Source organism: Chitinibacter sp. ZOR0017 (assembly GCF_000799095.1).
Taxonomy (GTDB): Bacteria; Pseudomonadota; Gammaproteobacteria; order Burkholderiales; family Chitinibacteraceae; genus Chitinibacter; species Chitinibacter tainanensis.
In genome coordinates this window covers 175,617-199,125 of sequence record NZ_JTLG01000021.1, presented here as the reverse complement: position 1 = coordinate 199,125, position 23,509 = coordinate 175,617, and the positions used below count along the sequence as shown (strand labels likewise).

20 protein-coding genes are annotated in these 23,509 nt (G+C 58.8%); 11 read left to right on the top strand and 9 right to left on the bottom strand.

The window, feature by feature from the left end:
- Window positions 1-11: 11 nt before the first annotated feature.
- The 4 genes from yajC to L991_RS07895 form a co-directional block, all read right to left on the bottom strand.
- Window positions 12-287 (bottom strand): preprotein translocase subunit YajC, encoded by a 276-nt coding sequence (gene yajC / locus L991_RS07910; protein ID WP_373277555.1) that lies wholly within the window; start codon window positions 285-287, stop codon window positions 12-14.
- A 226-nt stretch (window positions 288-513) separates the two neighbouring features.
- Window positions 514-2,472, bottom strand: coding sequence for a DUF3488 and transglutaminase-like domain-containing protein (locus L991_RS07905; protein ID WP_052190729.1), 1,959 nt, complete (start codon window positions 2,470-2,472; stop codon window positions 514-516).
- 3 nt (window positions 2,473-2,475) lie between these two features.
- Window positions 2,476-3,441 (bottom strand): DUF58 domain-containing protein, encoded by a 966-nt coding sequence (locus L991_RS07900; protein WP_052190728.1) that lies wholly within the window; start codon window positions 3,439-3,441, stop codon window positions 2,476-2,478.
- Window positions 3,441-4,373, bottom strand: a complete 933-nt coding sequence (locus tag L991_RS07895) for a MoxR family ATPase (protein ID WP_047393825.1) — start codon at window positions 4,371-4,373, stop codon at window positions 3,441-3,443. The genes L991_RS07900 and L991_RS07895 overlap by 1 nt, the downstream gene beginning before the upstream one ends.
- Before the next feature lie 127 nt (window positions 4,374-4,500).
- On the opposite strand from L991_RS07895, the gene L991_RS07890 reads away from it, so the two are divergent.
- From L991_RS07890 to L991_RS17920, 7 genes are all read left to right on the top strand, one after another.
- A complete protein-coding gene (locus L991_RS07890) occupies window positions 4,501-5,379 on the top strand; it encodes a histone deacetylase family protein (RefSeq protein WP_047393824.1) in 879 nt (292 codons plus the stop codon).
- A complete protein-coding gene (locus tag L991_RS07885; RefSeq protein WP_047393822.1) occupies window positions 5,372-5,905 on the top strand; it encodes a C40 family peptidase in 534 nt (177 codons plus the stop codon). The genes L991_RS07890 and L991_RS07885 overlap by 8 nt, the downstream gene beginning before the upstream one ends.
- A 116-nt stretch (window positions 5,906-6,021) precedes the next feature.
- Window positions 6,022-7,044 (top strand): arginine N-succinyltransferase, encoded by a 1,023-nt coding sequence (gene astA / locus L991_RS07880; RefSeq protein ID WP_047393820.1) that lies wholly within the window; start codon window positions 6,022-6,024, stop codon window positions 7,042-7,044.
- A 3-nt stretch (window positions 7,045-7,047) separates the two neighbouring features.
- Entirely contained in the window at window positions 7,048-8,520 is a 1,473-nt protein-coding gene (gene astD / locus L991_RS07875) for a succinylglutamate-semialdehyde dehydrogenase (protein ID WP_047393819.1), read from the top strand.
- Window positions 8,521-9,903 carry an N-succinylarginine dihydrolase gene (gene astB / locus L991_RS07870; RefSeq protein ID WP_052190727.1) on the top strand — a complete coding sequence of 461 codons (1,383 nt, stop codon included), beginning with the start codon at window positions 8,521-8,523 and terminating at the stop codon, window positions 9,901-9,903.
- Window positions 9,904-10,134: 231 nt separating this feature from the next.
- On the top strand, window positions 10,135-11,139 hold the full coding sequence (astE, locus tag L991_RS07865) for a succinylglutamate desuccinylase (protein ID WP_052190726.1): 1,005 nt from the start codon (window positions 10,135-10,137) through the stop codon (window positions 11,137-11,139).
- A 201-nt stretch (window positions 11,140-11,340) separates the two neighbouring features.
- The gene (locus tag L991_RS17920; protein WP_081986579.1) at window positions 11,341-14,769 is read left to right on the top strand and encodes a carbohydrate-binding protein; all 3,429 of its coding nucleotides are present in this window, start codon (window positions 11,341-11,343) and stop codon (window positions 14,767-14,769) included.
- A gap of 171 nt (window positions 14,770-14,940) precedes the next feature.
- Here L991_RS17920 and L991_RS07850 read toward each other — a convergent pair whose 3' ends face one another.
- From L991_RS07850 to rpe, 4 genes are all read right to left on the bottom strand, one after another.
- Window positions 14,941-15,819, bottom strand: coding sequence for a LysR family transcriptional regulator (locus tag L991_RS07850; RefSeq protein WP_047393817.1), 879 nt, complete (start codon window positions 15,817-15,819; stop codon window positions 14,941-14,943).
- 117 nt (window positions 15,820-15,936) lie between these two features.
- Window positions 15,937-16,599 (bottom strand): phosphoglycolate phosphatase, encoded by a 663-nt coding sequence (locus L991_RS07845; protein ID WP_047393815.1) that lies wholly within the window; start codon window positions 16,597-16,599, stop codon window positions 15,937-15,939.
- A 110-nt stretch (window positions 16,600-16,709) separates the two neighbouring features.
- Window positions 16,710-17,051, bottom strand: coding sequence for an ArsC/Spx/MgsR family protein (locus L991_RS07840; protein WP_047393814.1), 342 nt, complete (start codon window positions 17,049-17,051; stop codon window positions 16,710-16,712).
- 26 nt (window positions 17,052-17,077) lie between these two features.
- On the bottom strand, window positions 17,078-17,755 hold the full coding sequence (gene rpe, locus L991_RS07835) for a ribulose-phosphate 3-epimerase (protein WP_047393812.1): 678 nt from the start codon (window positions 17,753-17,755) through the stop codon (window positions 17,078-17,080).
- 174 nt (window positions 17,756-17,929) lie between these two features.
- On the opposite strand from rpe, the gene apaG reads away from it, so the two are divergent.
- The 4 genes from apaG (at window position 17,930) to L991_RS07815 (ending at window position 23,228) form a co-directional block, all read left to right on the top strand.
- A complete protein-coding gene (gene apaG / locus L991_RS07830; RefSeq protein WP_047393811.1) occupies window positions 17,930-18,307 on the top strand; it encodes a Co2+/Mg2+ efflux protein ApaG in 378 nt (125 codons plus the stop codon).
- A complete protein-coding gene (locus L991_RS07825; RefSeq protein WP_052190724.1) occupies window positions 18,307-20,112 on the top strand; it encodes an ABC transporter ATP-binding protein/permease in 1,806 nt (601 codons plus the stop codon). The genes apaG and L991_RS07825 overlap by 1 nt, the downstream gene beginning before the upstream one ends.
- Before the next feature lie 372 nt (window positions 20,113-20,484).
- Window positions 20,485-21,720, top strand: coding sequence for an amino acid permease (locus L991_RS07820; protein WP_047393809.1), 1,236 nt, complete (start codon window positions 20,485-20,487; stop codon window positions 21,718-21,720).
- A gap of 128 nt (window positions 21,721-21,848) precedes the next feature.
- Complete coding sequence (locus L991_RS07815; RefSeq protein ID WP_047393807.1) at window positions 21,849-23,228, top strand: L-serine ammonia-lyase; 1,380 nt, start codon at window positions 21,849-21,851, stop codon at window positions 23,226-23,228.
- A gap of 67 nt (window positions 23,229-23,295) precedes the next feature.
- Here L991_RS07815 and L991_RS07810 read toward each other — a convergent pair whose 3' ends face one another.
- Entirely contained in the window at window positions 23,296-23,487 is a 192-nt protein-coding gene (locus L991_RS07810; RefSeq protein ID WP_028448930.1) for a hypothetical protein, read from the bottom strand.
- Between the last annotated feature and the right edge of the window lie 22 nt (window positions 23,488-23,509).

The window sequence follows — 23,509 nt, the reverse complement described above, 5'->3', positions numbered from 1 at the left end:
GTTTTTCGGTATTACTTGCTGTTTTTCAGCGTGCCTTTTTCCACGCGCAAGGCGATGGCAGCACGTTGAATCACAATCTCAACGCCGTCAGCGATTTCGATGCTGAGGTATTGCTCTTGTTCTTTGATTTTGACGATGCGGCCAACAATCCCGCCATTGGTCACAACTTCATCGCCTTTTTGCAGGGCGGTGAGCATGGCTTGGTGCTCTTTGGCCTTTTTCTGCTGAGGGCGGATCATCAGGAACCAGAAAATCACGAAGATCACGATCATTGGCAAGAATGACATGAAAGCGCTTGGTTCTGCCGGCGCAGCAGCGGCGTATGCAGGAGTGATAAACATAGGTTTATTTCGTTTCCGTGTGTAAAGCCCAACAAAGGCGGATCATTCTAGCCTTTGAGCCAGCGAAAATCTACCAGCCGGCCGCCTTTTGTCCGTCCGAAGTGATGTGGGCTTGATTTGTGATAAAGGCGAACCGCCTCTGAGTCGCTTGGCGCGAAAAAGGTTCCCGCGCTCAGCGGCGGCTGCGGGCTGGCAATGCAGCTATGGCGCGGCGGAGTGCGCCTAGTTTCTCGGCTTGCTCGGCATAGCGGCAAGCCAGATACAGCGCGCCGATTTGCTGCAGCCTGCGCGCTAGGCTGGGTCGCTGGCGGCTGGCTCGGGCCAGATAGTCACTCACGGTTTCGCTGGGCTCGCGTGGTAGTTGCAGTTTACGCTCGAGCTGGCGCAAGGCGCGGCTAGGGGCATCAAGCCGTGCCGGGCGGTGTTTGTAGAGTAACCAGCCGGCAAAGCCGCCCAAGGTCAGCAGCAATCCGCCAAATAGCCAGGCGAGAAAACTGAGCGACAGAAAATCCTCAATCCCCAGTTTTTTCAGCAAATCTTGCTGCTTTTGCTGATCAAAGCCGACCACCCATTGATTCCAGTGATTGACCAGTACATCCAGCCGTAAGCGGGCCAGCCGCAGCCAGGCATTGTCATTGCGCAGCATAAACGGCAGCTCGGCGGTATTGACGGCATTGGCTAGCCCCTCGTTAATCCGGCTAGGGGCCACGACAAATGTGGGGTCGACCCGCTGCCAGCCTTGCTCGGCCAGCCATACTTCCACCCAGGCATGGGCTTCGGCTTGGCGCACAATCCAGTAATCACCATTGGCTTTACCGCCCTGATAACCGGTCACCACCCGTGCTGGTACTTGTGCGGCGCGCATTAAAAAGGCAAAAGCACTAGCGTAATGCTCGCAAAACCCCAGTTTGCTCTGAAATAAAAATTCATCCACCCGGTCGCGACTTTGCAACAGTGGTGGGCTGAGCGTGTAGCGATAACCCTGCGTTTGCAGCCATTGCAAACCGGCCTGCACCCGCGCGGCGGGCGGTAAGCTGGCCCAGCGACTGGCCAGCGCGCGTGCTTGCGGGTTACCCGCCACCGGCAGGGTGAGGCTGCGCATGATTTGCTCGTCAGTATCGTGCCGGGTTTGCCAGCGCAGCAATGAGGTGGCGGTATAGCGCTTACGTTCGGTGATCGGGGTGGGGTTGATCAGCTGCAGGCGATTACTCAGCGCCGTGCCCGCAGGAATCTGCACCGGCATATCCAGCGCGAGCAACCATGGCTGCTGATTGGGCTCGAGCGTAATGGTGTACTGAATGGCGGGGCCTTCACCGCTGATTTGTGGCACCTGGGTAAAGCGAATCGCCGCCTGCGGGGCGGTCTCGGCGTAGGCGGGTTTCCACTGTTCGCCATCAAAATCATCAAAAACCGGGCCGCGCCAATACAGGGCGGCACTATCCGGGGCTGGGCCTTGAAAACTCACCCTGAAAGCAATGCTGTCGTCTTGTATCAGATTGGCAATATTACCCGGGGTCATTGCTTCGCCAGATAGACCGGTGCGCGCTTGCTGGCTATCGGGTACGGCCCACAGTGGCGAAGGCAGGCGTGGAAATAATACGAACAGTAAGATGGCGATGGGTATGCCCTCCAGGAGTATTCTGCCTGAGGCTTTTAGATTATTACCCAGTGGGAGTATCTGGTTTTCAATGTGTTGCGCACAGGCAATGATCGCCACGCTGGCCAAGAGGGCATAGGCAGCTTGCCACGGCTCTTGCCCGTGCAAAAAAGCCACTCCCGTCAGTAAAAACATCAGTAGCAATAAAGCCCGCGCATCGCGCCGTGTGCGGGTCTCGAGGAGCTTGACGATGGCCAGTGCTAATAGCACGGCCACACCGCCTTCACGCCCCACGAGTGTGTTGTGCGCCTGCCAAACCAGGGTGGCAACTACCCCGGCCAGTAGCCAGGTGCTCCAGCGTGGAATGCGGCTGCGCCAATCGGGACTGAGGCTGCTGAATACCAATAACACCAGCGTCAGGCAAGCGGCTAGCCACGGTGGCTGTTGCGCCAGATGCGGCAAGCTACAAATAGCCAGGGTGATACTCAGCCATTGTTGTTGTTGCAACGTGAGCAGGGTGTGCGCTTTGGCCATGGCTTACCCCGCGTACTCGGCCAGCGCGCGCAGGCATTGATGTAAATGGGCGTGGCCATGCCCGGGCGGGATTTGCTGGCTACCTAGCTTTAAGCCGTAGCTGCGCCCGGCGGCATGCGCCTGCATGGCCCAGGCGCACAGTCGGGACAGCCGCCCCTCAAGCGGGAGCTGGGTGAGCGCCGATAGCGACAGCCATAGCTGTTCGCTTTGCGGGCTTTGATACTGGCGAATCAGCAGCTCATTACTGCGGGCGGATTGTTTCCAGGCGATGTCATGCAGCGCATCGCCGCGCTGAAAACTGCGCAGCCCGGCAAAATCATCCTGCCCGGCCGCGACCAACTGTTGCCCGTCACCTTGCTGGCCACCCACGGGTAGTGGCGGTGGGTTTTCTTCCGGTTGAGGGTATACCAGCACTTGGCTGGTCACTTCGGCGTAAGTCCAGCAGCGAAACAAGCCCAGCGGGGCGCTGCTGGCGATAGTAAAACGCGGCAGGCTCAGCCAGCCACGCTGGCGCGTGGCCAGAGGTAACAGGAGTTGCTGATGGCTTTGGCCGGCCAGCAGCGCGCACTGCACCGGCTCACCTTGGCCTAGCTGCAAGGTAATGCCCAAGCGCGGCTGGGTTTTGTCGTTATGCAGCAAAATCGGAAACAGCGCATCTTCGCCGGCAAAGACCGCTTGCGCTTCACCCGCGCTGATCGCCATGCCGAGCAAATTGGCATAGCTGCGCAGCAAAATAGCGTGGGCAATACCCAGCAATAAAAAGCAGAAAAAAAAGCCCAGGCTCAATTGATAATTCAGCGCCCCCACCAGCATGGTCAGCGCCACCAGCCCATAGCCCACACCATACACGCTGGGCAGGATATAAAGCCGCTGGTGGCGAATGATCAGCCGGCCGGCCTGTGCGGGGTGCTGGCGGCTCAAAAAACGCTGCCAGTAAGCCAGCAGGGCGGCTTTTAGATTGGCCCACATCAGGGAATGGCTACCGCACGCAGTAATTGCAAGGCGCAATGCGGATCAGCGCGGCCGCTTTGCCGCAGCAGCAGGCGATGGCCGGCCAGAGCAGGGAAGACCTGCTGCACATCTTCCGGGATAACCATGCTGCGGTTGGCAAGCCATGCTGCGGCTTTGCACGCTTGCACCAAGCCCAGCGCCGCCCGTGGCGAAAGCCCGCAGCTAAAGCGTTGGTCTTCGCGAGTGGCAGCGATCAAGGCCTGAATATAATCGAGCACCGGCTCGGCCAGTTTGATGTCTTCAATGGTGCGCTGGGCGGCCAACAGCTGCGCTGGTGTCAGCGCTGGCTGCAAGCCGGCGAGCAGATCGCGGCGGCTTTGGCCGGTAAGCAAGGCGCGTTCGGCCCGCGCATCGGGATAGCCTAATTCCAGCCGCAGCAAAAACCGATCCAGCTGCGATTCGGGCAGGGCGAAAGTGCCGATCTGGTTTTGCGGGTTCTGGGTGGCGATGACAAAAAACGGCTTGGGTAGCGGATTGCTTTGCCCATCGATCGTGACTTGCTGTTCGGCCATGGCTTCCAGTAGCGCCGATTGGGTTTTGGGCGTAGCGCGGTTGATTTCATCCGCCAGCAGCACCTGGGTAAATATCGGGCCCGGGTGAAAGCGAAACTGCTCGGTTTGCCGCTCATATACCGATACGCCCAGCAAATCTGCCGGCAGCAGATCGCTGGTAAATTGCACCCGGGCAAATTTCAGCCCCAGTACCGTCGCCAGCGCGTGGGCCAGTGTGGTTTTGCCTACGCCGGGCACATCTTCGATCAGTAAATGCCCTTGCGCCAGCAGGCACACCAGCGCCAGCCGCAAGGTAGGCGCTTTGCCCAGAATAATGTCATTGAGCTGTTGTTCGGCGGCGTGTAGCCGTTGTAATAATTCGCGACTTTGCGGGCTCATTCTTTTCCTTGCTGGCGCTGAGGCGTAAACTTTTGCAACAGAATAGTTTCAATCATAGGTAAACCGATTGTACGGGTCTAGCGGCGCAACGGCATTAATTGGGCATCCAGCGTGCAGTTTGCACGATATGGGCAAGGGGCATCCGGAGTGTCCGGAGCGGATTGCCGCGATTCAAGATCGGCTGATGGCCTCGGGTATCTGGGATTACCTCTTGCATGTGCAGGCCCAGCCGGCCGAACGCGAGCAATTATTGCGCGTGCATCCGGCCGAATATCTCGACAAGCTGGCGCTGATGAGTCCGGCGCAAGGCCATGTCCACCTCGAGCCCGACACCGCCATGAATCCGTATTCGCTCAATGCGGCCTATTATGCGGCCGGCGCTGGCGTGCAGGCGGTAGATATGCTGATGCAAGGGCGGGCGGGGAATGTGTTTTGTCTGGTGCGCCCGCCAGGCCACCATGCCGAGCGCTGCCGCGGAATGGGGTTTTGTTTTTTGAATAATATCGCTGTCGCCGCCCGGCATGCACTGGAGCACTACGGCCTGAGTCGAGTGGCGATTGTGGATTTTGACGTTCACCACGGCAATGGCACCGAAGACGCTTTTTTTGATGAGCCGCGAGTGCAGATGGTCAGCATCTTCCAGCACCCGTTTTTTCCCTATTCGGGTGATGTACCCAAAGGCTCGAATATGCTGAATGTGCCGATGCCGCGCGCCAGCCGCGGGGCTGAGTTTCGCGAAGTCGTGACGGAGCAATGGTTGCCGGCCTTGAATGCCTTTGCGCCCGAATTAATTTTTATCTCGGCCGGCTTTGATGCGCATTTAGAAGACGATATGGGCTCAATGGGGCTGGTGGAAGCCGATTATGCGTGGGTCACCCGCCAGCTGATGAAAGTGGCTGCCACGCATGCGCAGGGGCGGATTGTGTCGATGCTGGAAGGTGGCTACGAGCTATCGGCGCTGGCCCGAAGCGTGACCGAACATATTAAGGTGTTGGCCGATGCTTAAATTGCTGCGGCCGCACCAATCGGCGGTCATCATCATTGCAATCCTCGCCATACTGGGTGGGTGTACCTCAACCAAGCCTAATACCAGTAAGCCTTCTGGCTCAATACCCGCCAAACCATCATTGAGTAAAATCGAAGTGTCGGGTGACGCTCGCGAAGTGGTGATGGTGGCGCTGGGCTTACTGGATACCGGCTACCAGTTCGGCGGCAACAATCCCGAAGCCGGGCTCGATTGCAGTGGCTTGGTGCGTTATGTGTACCAAAATGCGCTGAATGTCTTGCTGCCCCGCACCGCGGCCGAAATGGCGCAGGCCGCACGGCCAGTGAGCCGGCAGCAGCTGCAGGCCGGTGACTTGGTGTTTTTTAATACCCTAGGCACGCCGTTTTCGCATGTGGGCATTTATCTGGGGGATGGGCAATTTATCCATGCGCCGTCCAGCAAAGGGCGAGTGCGGATCGAATCACTGGATAAAGCCTATTTCGCCACCCGATTTGAAGGTGGCCGCTCTCTGTTTGCCACACGCTAAGCCACTGATCGGCCGCTAAACCGCACGGCGGCTGGGGATAGACCCAATACGTTTTGCCATAACCCTTTGCTACATTGAAAAAGTCGTTTGTTGCCCTGCGGGCAAAGGCTTGGCCAATGTTGATTCGTCCTACCCGATTAGCCGATCTTGAGGCGATTCTGGCGCTGGCCAGTTCGGCCGGTGTCGGGGTTACTACTTTGCAACCTGATCCGGCGCGCTTTACCCGCCGGATTGAGGCCAGCCTTAATAGCTTGGTGGCCGAATTGCCGCTGGGGCAGGCCAGCTATCTCTTTGCGCTGGAAGACGATACCACCGGGGCGCTGGCCGGTATTTGCGGCATTGAAGGCGCCGTGGGCATGGATGACACCTGGTACAACTACCGGGTGGGCCTATCGGTGCATGCTTCGCGCGAGCTGGATATCTACAAACAGCTTCCCACGCTGTTTCTAACCTCCGATCTAACCGGCGCCAGTGAGCTGTGTACGCTATTTCTGAATCCCGAATACCGTAAAAACGGCAATGGGGCGCTGCTGTCCAAATCGCGTTTTCTGTTTATGGCGGAGCACCCACAGCGCTTTAGCCCGCAGGTGATCGCCGAAATGCGTGGGGTGTCGGATGAAGCCGGCCGCTCGCCGTTCTGGGAAAGCCTGGGCCGGCATTTCTTTAAGATGGATTTCGCGCAGGCCGATTTCCTTTCCTACGTCGGCAGTAAATCGTTTATTGCCGAATTAATGCCCAAATACCCGATTTACACCTGCTTGCTCTCGGATGAGGCGCAGGCCGTGATTGGCCACGTGCATCCGGCCACTGCGCCCGCGCGCGCCATGCTGGAAAGCGAAGGCTTTGCCTACCAGGGCTATATCGATATTTTTGATGCCGGCCCAAGTCTGGCCTGCCAGCGCGACAATATCCGCGCGGTACGCGAAAGCCGTATCTATCAAACGCTCACGGTGGCGGCCGAGCCGAAAAATGGCACGCCATGGCTAGTCAGTAACGGTGGCTTGGCCGATTTTCGCGCCACCATCGCCATCACCCGCCCACTGGAAGACAGCTTGCCGCTGACCAGTGCCGTGCTGGCCCGATTGAATCTTGACGACGGCGCCAGCGTGCGCGCCGTTCCATTGTCTGCAAAGGGGTAATTCATGAATGTGATTCACGGCAACCTGATTGATGGTCAGTGGCAACCGGGGCAGGGCGCGGCATTTGCTTCGCGCAATCCGGTCACCCAGGCGCCGGTCTGGGAAGGGCAAGCGGCCACCGCCGCGGATATTGATGCCGCCGTGGCCAGTGCCCGCCGCGCTTTTGCGGGCTGGCGCGATCTGGATCTGGCCGCGCGGCTGGCGATTATTCGCAATTTTGCCGAGCTACTTAAAGCCAATCAGGCGGAGCTGGCGGCCACCATCGGGCGCGAAACCGGCAAGCCACGCTGGGAAGCGCTGACCGAAGTCACCACCATGGTGAATAAGATCGATATTTCGATCAAAAGCTACGAAGAGCGCACCGGCTACAAAGAAGCGCCGCAAGGCGATGCGCTGGCGGTGCTGCGCCATCGCCCTCACGGCGTGGTAGCAGTATTTGGCCCGTATAACTTCCCCGGCCATTTGCCCAACGGCCATATCGTGCCGGCACTGATCGCCGGCAACTGTGTGGTGTTTAAGCCCTCGGAGCTGGCACCACTGACCGCACAAAAAACCGCCGAGCTGTGGCTGGCCGCCGGTCTGCCTGCCGGGGTATTGAATGTGGTGCAAGGCGCACGCGACACCGGTGTGGCGCTGGCGGCGCATAAGCAAGTTGATGGCCTGTATTTCACCGGCAGCGCGGCAACGGGCTATGCGCTGCATCAGCAGTTCGCCGGGCAGCCGGATAAAATCCTGGCGCTGGAAATGGGCGGCAATAATCCGCTGATCGTACGCGAAGTGGCCGATATCAACGCCGCTTTGCATCATGTGATTCAATCGGCCTTTATTTCCGCCGGTCAGCGCTGCACCTGCTCGCGTCGCCTGTTGGTGCCGGTTGGCGAGTGGGGCGATGCCTTCTTGGCACGCCTGGTGCAAGTAGCCGATGCGCTGCAAGTGGGCGCGTGGGATGCCGAGCCGCAGCCGTTTATGGGCGCGGTGGTATCGCTGCAGGCTGCCGAGCAACTATTGCGCGCGCAAGAGCGGCTGTTGGCGGCGGGCGCGACTACGCTGCTACCGCTGCGCCGCTTGCAGCCGGATACCGCCTTGCTCTCAGCCGGGATTTTGGATGTGAGCGCTGTGCGTGAGTTGCCCGATGAAGAATACTTCGGCCCCTTGCTGCAAGTGCAACGTTATGGCGAATTCACCGAGGCCATCACTCTGGCCAATGCCACCCGCTTTGGGCTGGCGGCAGGGCTATTGAGCGATGCGCGTGCTGATTATGATTATTTCTGGCGCGAAGCCCGTGCCGGCATCGTGAACTGGAATAAACCGCTGACCGGTGCCTCCAGCGCCGCACCATTTGGCGGCGTGGGCGCTTCGGGTAATCACCGCGCCAGTGCCTATTACGCTGCGGATTATTGCGCCTATCCGGTCGCCTCGATCGAAGCCGAACAACTGAGCTGCCCAAGTCAGCTACCACCTGGGATGACCCTGTAAATGAGCGAGCAAACAAGTCGCCTCGCCGGCGCCACCGCGCCCGGCGTTGAAGCCAATTTTGACGGGCTGGTCGGCCCCACGCACCATTACGGTGGACATTCTTTTGGTAATGTCGCCTCCACCGGTAATGCCAAGCAATTGGCGAATCCCCGCGAAGCTGCTTTGCAGGGGCTGGCGAAAATGAAAGCGCTGGCCGATCTGGGCTACCGGCAGGGCGTGTTTCCGCCGCAAGAGCGCCCAGCCGTGTGGATGTTGCGTGAGCTGGGGTATAGCGGTAGCGATAGCGAAATCATTGCCGCTGTGGGCAATACGCAACCCGGGTATCTGTCGGCCATGTGTTCGGCTTCGTCCATGTGGACGGCCAATGCCGCCACCGTGAGCCCCTCGGGCGATACCGCCGATGGCCGGGTGCATTTCACCGTAGCCAATTTGCAGAATAAATTTCACCGCGCTCTTGAGCACCGCCAAACGGCCCGCACGCTGCGCGCGATGTTTCCCGACAGTAGCCGCTTTGCGGTGCACGAAGCCTTGCCAATGCTGGCGGCGCTGGGCGATGAAGGCGCGGCCAATCACACCCGCTTTTGCCGCGACTATGCCGGCGCGGGGGTCGAATTTTTTGTTTATGGTCGTCAGCACTGGGGGGGCCGGCATGAGCCAAGCCGTTTCCCCGCGCGCCATACGCTGGAAGCGAGCCAGGCCGTCGCGCGTCGGCATGGCCTGACTGCAGCGGGCACGGTGTTTGCCCAACAAAATCCGGCGGTGATCGATGCCGGCGTGTTTCACAATGACGTGATTTCGGTCGGCAATCAGCAGGTGCTGTTTACCCATCAGGATGCGTTTTTGGATAGCGCCAGCGTGTATGCCGAGCTGCGCGCCAAATGCGGGCCTGATTTTCAGATTATCGAAGTGCCCCGCAGCGCCGTGAGCGTGGCCGAGGCGGTGAAATCGTATTTGTTTAATAGCCAGCTGTTGGCCAAAGGCGATGGTCGCCAGCGCTTGGTGGTGCCGGAAGAGTGCCGCAATACGCCGGCGGTGTGGGCGTATCTGCAAGATTTGCTGAGCCGCAATACCGCGATTGATGAAGTACTGGTGTTCGATCTTAAGCAAAGTATGCAAAACGGCGGCGGCCCCGCGTGCTTACGCTTGCGCGTGGCACTGAACGAGGCTGAAATCGCCGCAGTCAACCCCGCGCTGTGGATGAACGATGCGCTGTATACCCGACTAACGGGCTGGGTGCAGCAGCATTACCGCGATCGCCTGGGCGAGGCGGATTTGGTCGATCCACAGCTGGTGGTGGAAGTGCGCACGGCGCTGGATGAGCTGACGCAAATCCTGCAGCTGGGCTCGATTTATCCATTCCAGCGTGCTGGTTCCGATCTGTAAACAGCGCTTGGCCGCCGGTGAATGCGTGTTGCGGCGGGTAGGGCGACGCTGAGTCGCTGCCTGCCGCTACATACCGGCGCGGTTGCCGCTCTGAGCGTCGCTTTTGCGCTGCGTGGCAGGTCAGCCCAAGCTGGCTTGGATGTAAGCCACCGCGCAGCCTGCTACACTGGCGGGCTTTCCCGCGTCACCTATCATCAGTAGGTGCCCTGTATTTGAGAATTGAGGCCCGCCATGTCGACCTTCTTGCAAAAAACTCTGGCCGGTGAAACCGCACTGGCGCTGCCCTATTGTTTGCCCCACGGGCCATCGGTGCAGGTGCTGGATGAAGGGGTGATCCGCTTTGAGCCAAGCCAGCAGCCGCATAATCCGCTCGATCTGGTGATTTCTTGCGGCATTCATGGCAATGAAACTGCGCCGGTCGAGCTGGTGGAAGCGCTGATCGAGCGCATTATGGCCGGCAGCCTGAAAGTTAAAGCGCGGGTGTTGTTTATCTTTGGCAATGTGGCGGCGCTGCGTAGCGGTAAACGCTTTGTTGAAGAAGACATGAATCGCCTGTTTAACCGCGCCCCGCAAGTGGAAGACGGGCTGGAAAAACGCCGCGCGCTGATGCTGGAAATGCACGTAGGCCGCTTTTTTAGCGATTCCACCGCGCCACGCCTGCACTATGATTTGCACACCGCCATTCATGGCTCGCTGATCGAAAAATTCGCGATTTACCCGCTGCCCAAACCGGGTAAGCGTTTTGAAGCGCAAGCCATTGCCCGCCTCAGCCTTGCTGGCGTGGATACCGTGCTGCTGCAGTCCACCAGCTCCAGCACGTTTTCGTATTCATCCAGCTTTAAATATGATGCCGAAGCCTTTACCGTCGAGCTGGGTAGCGCGCGGCCATTTGGGCACAATCAGGGGATCGATCTCTCCAAACTCGATGGCTACCTTAGTGCGCTGATTGCGGGCGAGCTGCCCCAGCCTGAGCTGGTGCCACCGCAGGTGCAGATTTTCCGCGTATCGCGCGAAATCCCCAAAACCAGCCATGATTTCAGCTTTGCCATTGATGGCAAAACCGATAACTTCACGCCACTGACCCAAGGCATGACATTGGCCGTCGATGCCGGTGTGCCCTTTGTGATTGATGAAGCGCAGGCGCGGATTATTTTTCCCAACCCCGATGTGCCGCCCGGCCAGCGGGCAGGGCTGATTATTGTGCCCGCACGCGACTTTCTGGCAGAGATTAAATAGGGGTATTGGCCTTTAGGCATTGATTTAAAAGCCATATAGGCTGATACATCGATAGGGTACACAAACACAGGCAGTGTTGAGCTGCCTGTGTGCTTTTGGGCGGGCGCAAATTCTGTCGCAAATGACAAAAGCATGACAAATCACCCGTAAATGCTGATAGCCCACCCCGGCAAACTGCGGTGAGCTGACATCAGCCTGCAAATGCCCAGCGTTAGCATCCGCTCCATCGCCCGTATGTGGGCGCATTTTCCCCAAAAATCGATGGAGCAAGACCCGATGTGGCAACCTAAAACCCCCACTTTGCTGTTGCAGGCGCTGTGCCTGGCCATCAGCAGTGGCACTGTGTTCGCGGCCGAGCCTTGGCAAGAAGGCGTGACTTACCCGGCGGGTAGCACGGTGCAGTATGGCAACCGCGAATACACCGCTTTGCTGACGCACACTGCATTTCATGGCGCAAACTGGAATCCGGCCGCAACCCCTGTGCTGTGGCAAACCAAAGCCGGCACGCCAACCTTGCCGCCTAGCCCACAGCCGAGCTTGAATCCGACTGCACAGCCGACGCTGAGCCCCACTCAGCCCCCGGCTGCGGGTGAATGTGCCGCCCCTTGGCTCGCCAGCAGCGTTTATACCGCTGGCCAGCGCGTAGTCGTTGGTGGGCAAGTATACGAAGCCAAGTGGTGGACGCGTGGCGATCAGCCAGCGACCAGCGGCCAATGGGGCCCGTGGCGCGCGCTGGGGCCTTGCGCGACGCCTAGCCCGACGGTAAACCCGACTGCCACCCCGGCATTAACGCCAAGCCCAACGCTGGCGCCGACCGCGACGCCAGCACCAAGTGCGACTCCGGTGCCAACGGCGACTCCGACTGCCGTACCAACCGTAGCCCCAACGGCCGCCCCCACCATCGCACCGACGCCAACTGCCACGCCCGTCGTCACCCCGGTGGTTACGCCAAACCCAACCCCGGCCCCAACGCCAAGCCTGCCGCCGCTGACCCCACCGCTGGCATCGCTCACGCAAGGCTTGGTGCATTACTATCCGCTGGAGCAGGGCGCAGGCGATAGCGTCGCCGGCATTACCTTGCAAGCGGTAGGCCCGCAGCAGCGTAGCACCGGCCGCTTTGCCAATGGTGTGTTGCTCGATGCCAAGCAAGGTGCAGCGCTCTTTTTGCCGCGTGCTTTGAGCGGCACTTACACTATCGGTTTCTGGTTGCGCATGCCGGAAGACATGGGCAATAAGCTGGCTAGCATCCTGACCAATAAAGATTGGGAAACCGGCCTCAACCCCGGGGTTTCGATTGGCCGCAATAATGATGGCCGACTGAAAATCAATATTGGCGATGGCAGCAAGCGACTGGATGGCTATCTGCCCGGCGCCGGCAAAGGCTGGGCCTATATTGCGCTCACCGTCGATGAGCAGGCCAAGGTGCTGACTGCCGCCGCTACCGACGACAAAGGCTTTGTGAATCGCATCAAGCTCAATTTCGCGGCGCTGGGAAATATCTTGCCAAGCTTCAATCGCTGGGCGCTGAATGAAGATGCGCGCGGTGATTATTACAGCCGCTATCCGGCCGAACGTTTTGCGCTGGAATACGACGAGCTGGCGGTGTGGCAGCGCGCATTGTCGGATGCCGAGGTGCAAAGTCTGGCCAAGGCCGAAGCGCCGCTGGCCGTGCTGAAACCGCAGCCGACCACCTTGCCACCAAGCCCAACGCCGAGCGTGACCCCAAGCCCAACGGCCACCCCGCAGCCAAGCGTTACGCCCCAACCTACTGTCACGCCAAGCCCCGATCCTCAGCAGCCACCGAGCGGCGCCGGCGTGCCAACCTTCAGCATCGCGCCATCACTGCAAGGCCCCGGCCCCGATCGCATGACGGTGATGTTTGAAAGCGCGCAAGTGCAGGGCGAAGTCTGGGTGCGGCCATTTGGCAGTGGCGAAGTATTCCGCCGCTTTGCCGCCGTGCCACATCCCAAAGACGCCACCGTGCAGCATGCGGCGCTCACCGAGCTCAAATCAAATACCCTGTATGAGTATTACGTGAGAACGCATAGCGCGGATGGCCTAACAGCCTATACCTCGCAGCGGTACGCCTTCAAAACCTGGCCGAAAGCGGGTGATGGCGTGGAGCAGGCCAAGTTTGTGCTGTTTAGCGATACCCAGGATGGCCGTGGCACAATCTTTACCGATATCGTGAACAAAGGCGTGATTCCGCTTGAATGTGAAAGCACCGATCCGGTGCAATGTAGCGAGAAAATCGCCGGCATTATCCACCATGGCGATATTGTGGCCAGTGGCGGTTCGCGCGATCAGTGGCGCAATCAGTTCTTTGGCCGTATGCAGGCGCTCAGCCCGTACGTGCCGATTATTCCGGCGCCGGGTAATCATGAATATTTCGCCGAAGAGATGGGCAACCCGGCCAAGGTCACCCAGCCAGATCTGAATAAGGCCATGCAAAGCTATCGCAAATACTTTGCTGGCGTGCCGGATAATGGCTCGGCGCTGTATCGCGGCTTCTGGTACAGCACCGATTATCTGGGCCTGAAATTGATTAGTCTGGATACCACGCCGATTTCTGGCCGCCATGCCCATGGCAACTGGACGCCGATGTCGATGTATTGGGATCAATTCCGTGTGGCACAGCTTGATTGGTTCAAGCAGCAAATCGCCAGCGCCGAGCAGCAAGCCAAGCCGTATGTCTTCAGCATCAACCACGGCCCGTGTCTGTCGGAAAAATGGCGCAATGGCGAAGTGATGGCCACCTGCGAGTTTGTGTCCGAGCTGGATGACTACAGCCGCCGCACACAGGCCATCACCGGTAATCTGTTCGGCCACGTGCATAGCTATGCGCGCGGGCATTCGATGGATGTCAAACACCTGTGGTTGAATGCCGCCAGCGCCAGTGGCGGGCTGGAAGGGGGCGGTAATCAAGGGAGTGATGGCAAAGATCTCGATATCTTCACCATTACCCGCGATGAATTTGGCTACAACACGCTCACTTTCCGCTTCGGGCCGCAGCAAAGCCTGGCCGTGGTACGGCGTTCCAGCGGTGTGAGTGGCACCAATACCACCTTCCCGGTGACCGATCAGGCGCAGATTACCCAGCAGCCGCTGGTGGTGCCACCAAGCCTGCCGCAACGTGATCTGGGCGAAGTGGCGCTAGCGGATCTAACGCTGCAATTTGTGCCACCAGCAGGGCTGGATGGGCTGGAAGCGCATTGGCAACTGGCGAAAAATGCCGACTTTAGCGATGCCTTTGACATCTGGGGCAACCAGACGCGCAAAGAAAACTGGTTCTACACCGGCAGTACTGAGGCTAGCTTCACCAATACCCGCGCCGGTAAGTCGATTACTGAGCTTGCACTCGCGAATGCCCTGCAAGCACGCGAGATCTTGCAAGACGGTGGCAATGAAGCCTTCGAGCGCTGGTCGCTCTCCAAAGGCGCTAGTTGCACCACACTCACCGGCCCACGTGGCGGGCAGTGTACGCATGTATCAAGCTACGATCGCTTCGCCAGCAAACCAGCCGCCTTGCAGCTGGCCAGTGGTGAAACCTGGTACTACCGCGTGCGCGTGCGCGATAGCGGTCTGAACTGGACACCGTGGAGTATGACAGGCAGCGTGAAAATCAAATAAGCCCCAGCCCACGGTACTGCCGTGGGCATAAATGGGCATTGCAGTACACCACGCCGGGCAATGCCCGGCGTTTGTTTTTCTGAGGCTTGGGCTGCGGAGTTAGGCAAGGCGAATTTGGGGCGAAACTCAAAGGTTGCACCGCGCTGATTGGGGCGCTAGGTGGGTATAGTTTTAGGCCTTCGCCGTTACAGCTGCTTGCGGAAGCAACTGCAAAAAGCTGCGAATCGCGCGCATTTCGGCGCGCTGGCGCAGCAGATATAGATATTCATGCACCGCCACCTGACTATCGCTGAGCTGCAGTGCGCGCAGGCGCGGATGTTCGCCCACTTCGCCGGCGGCCATCAAGGCCCAGCCCAGACCCTGCGCTACGCCTTCGCGCACGGCTTCGCGGCTACCGAGCTGCAGCCGGCGTTGCAGGCGGATTTGATGATCGGTCAGCAAGGTATCGACGGCCTGCTGGGTGACCGAGCCGGCTTCCCGCGTGAGCAGGGTGGCGCCGTGTAATTGCTGGCAAAGCACTGACTTGTGATGAGCGAGCGGATCGCTACTGGGCACCAGCAATACCAGCGGGCTGCTGGCCAGCGGGCGACACATCAGACGGGGATCGTCTAGCGTTTGCGAGGTGACGGCCAGATCAACCTGATAATTCAGCAGGGCTTCGAGCATTACCGCCGAATTGCCAAACTGCACATCCACTTGCAGCGCTGGCTGAGCGGTGCGCAGGCGGGCGAGTAGCGGCAGCAGATAAAATGGCCCGGTGGCGCCAATGCGCAGCTGGCCGGCTTGGCGTTCGCTTTGCTGGCGCAGCTCGAATTCCAGCTCGGCTTCTTGCTGGAGTAGGCGCTCTACTTTGGGGAGTAGCTGGATGGCGGTGTCGGTGAGCACCAGCCGCCCATTGCGGCGGCTGAAAAGCTCAATCTGGTAGTGTTCTTCCAGCTTGCGCAGCTGGCTGGTAATGCTGGGCTGGCTAAGATTCAGATGCCGAGCGGCAGCCATGACGCCGCCTTGGCGGGTGACTTCAAAAAAAACACGTAGCCACGTGGTGAGCATAAATCTTCCGGCAAGCAGCACAACAGCCGGCACAATACCGGCGCATTGCTACAAGCCGATGGCAGTGCGATGAAAGATCTAGACTTGTTGGCGCTCGCCAGTGGCTAAACCCTTGGTTTATTCATCCAGAAACGCCAGCAGCTCATCAAAGCGATGAATGATGGCATCGGCGCCGATCCCCTCCAGATTATCGCCATAGCCATAGCTCACCAGGATATTCGGGGCGCCGGCGGCGCGGGCGGCCAGGATATCGTTTTTCGAGTCGCCCACCATCAGCAGCTGTTCCACCGCCACGCCCAGCCGTTCGGCGGTGTAGTTCAGGGGCAGAGCCGACGGTTTACGCTCGGGCAGGGTATCGCCGGCGACAATCACTTCAAAATGCTCGAATACCCCGAGCTCGCGCAGTAGGGGCAGGGTAAAGCGCTCGGGCTTATTGGTGATAATCGCCAGTGGCAGGCCTCGTTCGTGCAGCGCATGCAGGGTTTCCTGCACTTTGGGGTAAAAGCGGGTAGCCACTGTCAGCCCGGCGCGATAGTGCTGGTTGAATAATTCCATGCCTTGCTGCTGCAGCGGGCTGCCGGTGAATTCGGCGGCGTGATCATCGGCCAGTACCCGGGCCACCAGGCTGGCGGCGCCATCGCCGACATAGCTTTCCACCACGGCGGCGGCCAGTGGGGCCAGCTGCAGATCGCCGCGCACGGCATTGGCGGCGCGGGCCAGATCTTGGAGTGAATCGACAAGGGTGCCATCGAGATCAAAAGCCAGCGCTTGAATCGTCATGGGGGTCTCCGGTAAAGGGGTATGTATCGCTAAGGCATAATCATAAAGCCTTAGCGGGTGATACGGCAGTGGGTATCTGCTTGAATGCTTGAATGAGGCCTGCGCGTGGTTTAGTCCAGTAGCGCCAGGATTTGCCCCAGGGGGCGGCCGATGGCGGCGCGGCCTTGATGAATTAGCACCGGGCGTTCAATCAGCTTTGGGTGGGCGGCCAGTAGGGCGATGATGCCCGCCTCATCAGGTACGCCGTCGCGGGTGAGCTCGGCCCACAGTGCCTCTTTCTGGCGCACCAGCCCCAAGGCCGGCAGGCCCAATTGTGCTAAGAGAGAGCCGACTTCCGCCGCACTGAGCGGCTCTTGCAAGTACAGCCGCACTTGCGGTTGCTGCCCCGCCGCTTCCAGAGCGGCGAGGGCTTCACGACTTTTGCTGCAGCGTGGATTGTGCAGTAGTTGCATGGCGCGTATCCAAAGCAGGGAAACGCTTATTTTACCTTGGCCAGCTCTGAGCGCATCTGGTCAATCACGGCTTTGTAATCCGGCTGGCTGTAAATGGCAGAACCGGCCACAAAGGTATCGACCCCTGCGGCTGCGATTTGCGCGATATTATCTACTTTGACCCCGCCGTCGATTTCCAGCCAGATTTCGCGCCCGGTGCGAGCGGTGTAGGCATCAATCAGTGCGCGCGCCTGGCGGGCTTTATCTAGCGTAGCCGGAATAAATGCCTGCCCGCCAAAGCCCGGGTTTACCGACATCAGCAAAATCATGTCGATTTTATCCATCACGTAATCAAGGTAATGCAGCGGAGTGGCGGGGTTAAACACCAGGCCCGCTTTGCAGCCGCAATCTTTAATCAGGCCCAGCGAGCGGTCGATGTGCTCGGAGGCCTCAGGGTGAAAAGTGATGATATTGGCGCCGGCTTTGGCAAAATCAGGGATGATGCGATCTACGGGTTTAACCATCAGATGCACATCAATCGGTGCGTCGGTCCACGGGCGGATTGCATCACAGACTAGCGGGCCGATGGTGAGATTGGGGACGTAGTGATTATCCATCACGTCAAAGTGCACAATGTCGGCACCGGCGGCGATCACGTTTTTCACCTCTTCACCCAGACGGGCGAAATCGGCAGACAAGATGCTGGGGGCGATGCGATAAGTCATGACGAGCTCCGTAAATAGCTTGCAGGTATTATGCCAGTTTGCCGCCCAGTGTAGCGCGCTGGCTCGTAGCTGCCCTGATACGGCGCAAATTTGCGAAAAAAAGCCGGGCAGGGAGTGGCAAAATGCCAGCTTGCCCTCATCTGTCTGACAAAACAAATGCGCTGGAGATGCCGCATGGAACACAGTTATCAGATCAAAGTAGTGGCCCGGCCGTTTTATCTGGCCGAGCAGTCGGATGAAAAAGAAGAGCAATACACCTTTGCTTATCAGATCACCATCGAAAACACCGGCTCAATTACGGCCAAGCTCATCGCCCGACACTGGATTATTGAAGACGCCAGCGGCAAGCAGCAGGAAGTGCGCGGTCTGGGCGTAGTGGGTGAGCACCCAGAGCTCGCCCCCGGCGAAACTTTCGAATACACCAGCGGCGTGACGCTGAATACACCAGTGGGCACCATGCGTGGCACTTATCAGATGATCGCCGCCGATGGCACCGAGTTTGAGGCCGAAATCCCCTCATTTGTGTTGGCCATGCCACGGACTTTGCATTAATGCGCCCGGCTAGTGCCGCGGCAGCGGATGTCGCCCCAGCCCAGACTGCCTCCGCGCAGCGTAATCAATTGGCCACTTTGCGCTCTTTATTGCCTTATCTGTGGCAATACAAATTGCGGGTGATTTTGGCACTGAGCCTTTTGGTGGCGGCTAAGCTTGCCAATGTGGCAGTGCCTTTGGTACTGAAAGACATTGTTGATCAGCTGGGCCCAGAGCAGCAGGCGCTGGTGCTGCCGGTGACATTGATCTTGGGCTATGGCGCCTTGCGGCTGGCCTCGTCGGTATTGGGCGAGATGCGCGATGCGGTGTTTGCCAAAGTCACCCAAGGCGCGATCCGTAAAATTGCGCTGCAGGTCTTCGAGCATTTGCATCGCCTCTCGCTGCGCTTTCATCTTGAGCGGCAAACCGGCGGTATGAGCCGCGATATTGATCGCGGCACCAAGGGCATCGCCTTTTTGCTCAATTTCACCCTATTCAATATTTTGCCCACCCTGGTGGAGATTGGCCTCGTGGCGGCAATCTTGCTGGGCAAATATCATTGGACCTTCGCCGCGGTGACCTTTGGCACCATCGTGCTCTACATCGGCTTTACCTTGGGCGTGACCGAGTGGCGTATGCACTTTCGCCGAGAAATGAATGATCTGGATTCCAAGGCCAACACCCGGGCGATTGATAGCCTGATCAATTACGAAACGGTGAAATACTTTGGCAATGAGCGCTGGGAAGCCGAGCGCTATGACCGTAGCCTGGCCAAGTGGGAATCGGCCGCAGTAAAAAATCAGGTCTCGCTGTCGTTTCTGAATGCCGGCCAGGCCTCGATTATTGCGCTGGGCGTGACTGCGCTGGTGTGGATGGCGGCCGATGGCGTGGTACAGGGCACGATGACGCTGGGCGATCTGGTGTTGGTGAACGCGTTTTTGCTGCAGCTGTATGCGCCGCTCAATTTCCTGGGTTTTGTCTATCGCGAAATCAAAAATTCGCTGGCCGATATGGAAAAAATGTTTGGCCTGCTCAACCGTAATGCCGAAGTCACCGATGCGCCCAATGCCCAAGTGCTGGATCTGGCGCCGGCGCAAGTGGCATTTAAAGGCGTTTCGTTTGCTTACGACCCTGAACGCCCGATTTTGCACGATATTAATTTCAGCATTCCGGCTGGCCATACGGTAGCGGTGGTTGGGGCCAGCGGCGCGGGTAAATCAACGCTGTCGCGGCTGCTGTACCGGTTTTATGATGTGCAAAGCGGCAGGATTGAAATCAATGGTGTGCCGCTGCCGGCGCTGCAGCAAGACTGCCTGCGCGCGCAGATCGGCATCGTGCCGCAAGATACGGTGCTGTTTAACGACACCATCTATTACAACATCGCCTACGGCAAGCCGGGTGCGAGTCGGGATGAAGTGATCGAGGCGGCCAAATCGGCGCATATTTACGATTTCATCATGGGCTTGCCGGCTGGTTTTGACACCACGGTGGGCGAGCGCGGGCTGAAGCTCTCCGGTGGGGAAAAACAGCGGGTGGCGATCGCGCGCACCATCTTGAAAAACCCGCCGATCCTGATTTTTGATGAAGCCACCAGCGCGCTGGATTCACAAACCGAAAAGGCCATTCAGGCTGAACTGAAAGCCATTTCAGCCAATCGCACCACGCTGATTGTGGCCCACCGGCTCTCGACCATTGCCGATGCGGATGAGATTCTGGTGATGCAGGGCGGGCAAATTATCGAGCGTGGTACGCATCGTGACTTGCTGGCGGCGCAGGGGCAATATGCCCGCATGTGGGCGCTGCAGCAAAGTGAGGAGCAGACTTAAGCGAGGTATAGCTTACTAGCCAAGCTCTAGTTTGGCTTGGCGCTAGATACAGGCCCGGGTATTTGCGCGGACAGATTGATGACAAACCCCACTCGCAAAGCGAGGCTCCCCTCAAGGAGGGGACGGGAGGGGTGGGAATAAAACATAAAGGCTGTAGATTTGAGCCCTTATTTCCTAGGCTCGGCTTTGCCGAGACTTGAAAATCGTGGCTTCCACTTTGTCAGCAGCCTGGGCCCGGGTATTTGCCCGGGCTTTGTCTATGCGGGCTTGACTGTATAAATGCCGTTCAGCGGTGTGATTTGTGCGCAGAAAATCGCGCGAGGCTGCGCTCTAATCAGGTGTATTCGATCCGCATAGACCGTGAGGCGCCACATGCAGTTAAACCGTCGCGATTGGGAGTGGGTACTGACCTGCTTTGGTACCGCCGTTGGGGCCGGTATTTTATATTTGCCGATCCGCGCCGGGCTGGGTGGGCCGTGGCCGCTGCTGATCCTGACTGCGCTGATTCTGCCGGTGACATGGCTCGCGCATCGCGGCATCACGCGCGTGGTGGCGTCCTGCCCGCAGCCCACCGATATTGTCGGCGCCGTGGAGCATGATCTGGGGCGCAATGTCGGTTTTGCGGTGTCAGTGCTGTATTTTCTGTCGATTGTGACTATTTGCGTGGGTTATGCCACCGGTGTCACCAATATCGTGCAGTCTTTCCTCACCCACCAGTTGGGCATTGAGGGTTTCTCGCGGCCGCTGCTCACCTTTGTGTTGCTGGTGGGGCTAACGTCGGTAGTGTTGGCGGGTGAGCGCATTATGGTGCGGATAACCTCATTGCTGACTTTTCCGCTGATCATTCTGCTGGCCGGTTTATCGCTGTATATGATCCCGCAGTGGAATCTGAGCTTTTTTAGCGCCGAAAGCCATTTGGATGAGGTGCTGCGCAATCTCTTGCTGCTGTTTCCGGTACTGGTGTTTGCGATGAACTTCTCGCCGGTATGTTCAACGCTGGCCGCGAGCTATCGCCAGCAATATCCGGTGGCAGAGGCGGTGGCCCGCACCGATGGCATCATCAAATGGACTTCGCTGGTGCTGCTGGTGTTTGTGATGTTTTTTGTGCTTTCGATGGTGCTGGCTACTTCGCCCGAAGTGCTGCAGCGCGCCCAGGCCAATAATGTCGATATCCTCACTACCATGTCCTTGGTGGTGCACGAACCATTCCTGAAATACCTGATCCCGGTGATTGCATTTTTGGCAATTGCCAGCTCTTACTTCGGCCATTTTGTCGGCACGCGGGAAGGGGCAGTGGGCATCGTGACGCGCCTACTCACTTGGCGTAATCCTGCCACCGCGGCGCAGCTGAATCTGCCACGCATCAATACCTGGATCACCGTGGTGATGATGGCCGGGCTGTGGGTTTTGGCGGTGTATAACCCGCCGGTGCTGAAAATCATTGGCGCGCTCTCGGCCCCGATTATTGCGATTTATGCCTATCTATTGCCCGTGATGCTGATGAAGCGGGTGCCACGGCTGCTGGTATATCGCTCAAGCTTAGCGAGCTTTGTGTTTGTGATGGGTTTACTGGGGATTGCCGGTGATCTGGTTGGCAGCTATCTGTAATTGCCACCGCCACTAATTGCGCTGGGGCGGCCGTATCTTGCGCTGCCCGAGTGGGGATAGACGGTATTGCCGCACCAGGTGGCGCTGGCTATCAATAGCGCATCACTGCTTTTCTCTCAAGGCTCGCCATGCTCAGCGTGTTTGATCTCTTTAAAATCGGTATCGGCCCCTCCAGCTCGCATACCGTGGGCCCCATGGTGGCGGCGCGCCAGTTTGCGCTGCAGCTGCACACGGCGGGCTTGCTGGCGCAGTGCGCGCGGGTTTCGGTGGAGTTGTATGGTTCGCTGGCGCTGACTGGGGAGGGGCATGGCTCGGTAAGCGCCGTACTGCTTGGTCTGGAAGGCTATACCCCTAAAGACATCGATCCAACACTGATCGCGCCACGCCGCACCGCCTTGCAGCAGGGCGCGGCACTGCGGCTGGCTGGCCTACACGAAGTGCCATTTGTGTTTGCCCGTGATGTGGTGCTGCATAAGCATTTGTTCTTGCCCGAGCACGCCAATGGCCTGCAGTTCACGGCGCTGAATGCCGCGGGCGAGGTGCTACAGCGTGAGCGCTATTTTTCGGTGGGCGGCGGGTTTGTACTCAGTGCCGCCGAGTTGGCAGCGCAAAGCACCAGTACCCAAAATACGACCGCCGCGGTGCCGTATCCATTTCAAAATGCGCTTGAACTCTTGGCGCACTGCCAGCAACAGCAGCTGAGCATGGCGCAGGTGATGCTGGCCAATGAGCGGGTGTGGCGTAGCGAGCTGCAAATTCGTGAGGGGCTGCTAGAAATTGCCGCGGTGATGCAGCGCTGTGTGCTTACCGGTTGTCAGCAGGAAGGGCTATTGCCCGGCCCGTTTGCGGTGAAACGCCGTGCGCCGGCGCTGTATCGCCGGCTGGAGGCGCTGCAGCTGGAAGGCCGCGCCGACATCATGCTGTGGCCGATGCTGTTTGCCATGGCGGTCTCCGAAGAAAACGCCAGCGGCGGGCGGATTGTCACGGCGCCTACCAATGGCGCGGCCGGGATTATCCCCGCCGTGTTGCAGTACTATCGCGATTTTGCGCCCGATGCCAGCGAAGACGGTATTGTCGAATTTTTACTCACTGCCGCAGCGATTGGTCTGTTGTACAAAATGAATGCCTCGATTTCCGGCGCCGAAGTCGGCTGTCAAGGCGAGGTGGGCGTGGCTTGCTCGATGGCTGCCGGCGCGTATTGCGCTGTGTTGGGCGGTAGCCTAGCGCAGGTTGAAAATGCGGCTGAAATCGCCATGGAGCATCATCTGGGGCTTACTTGCGATCCGGTTGGTGGGCAGGTGCAAGTGCCCTGTGTGGAGCGCAACGGCGTCGCCGCGGAAAAAGCCATCAAAATTGCTCAGCTGGCCTTGCTGGAAGACGGCAGGCATTTGGTGAGCCTCGATAAAGTCATCGAGACCATGTATCGCACCGGGCTGGATATGAAAAACAGCTACAAGGAAACCTCGCTCGGCGGCCTGGCGCTGACGGTGGCGCAGCCAGAATGTTAGTTGCGGTAATTTGCAGACATGAAAAAGCCCGCAGGTGCGGGCTGGAGTGTACTCAAACGGGGCGGGGTTAACGTTCGGCGAGATAATCCTGTTCGCGTTCGGCGCGCTCGGCGGCGAGATCGGACAGCGCATTACGGATTTGGCGTTTGGTTTCAAATTGCTTGCGATAGGTGCTCATCACGGCGATTTCCATATTACGCTGGGCTTCTTCGATCGAACGACGCTGGCGAGAGGTTTTGAACGTAGACGGCAGAGACATGGTGATTCCTCATGGTGAAGGT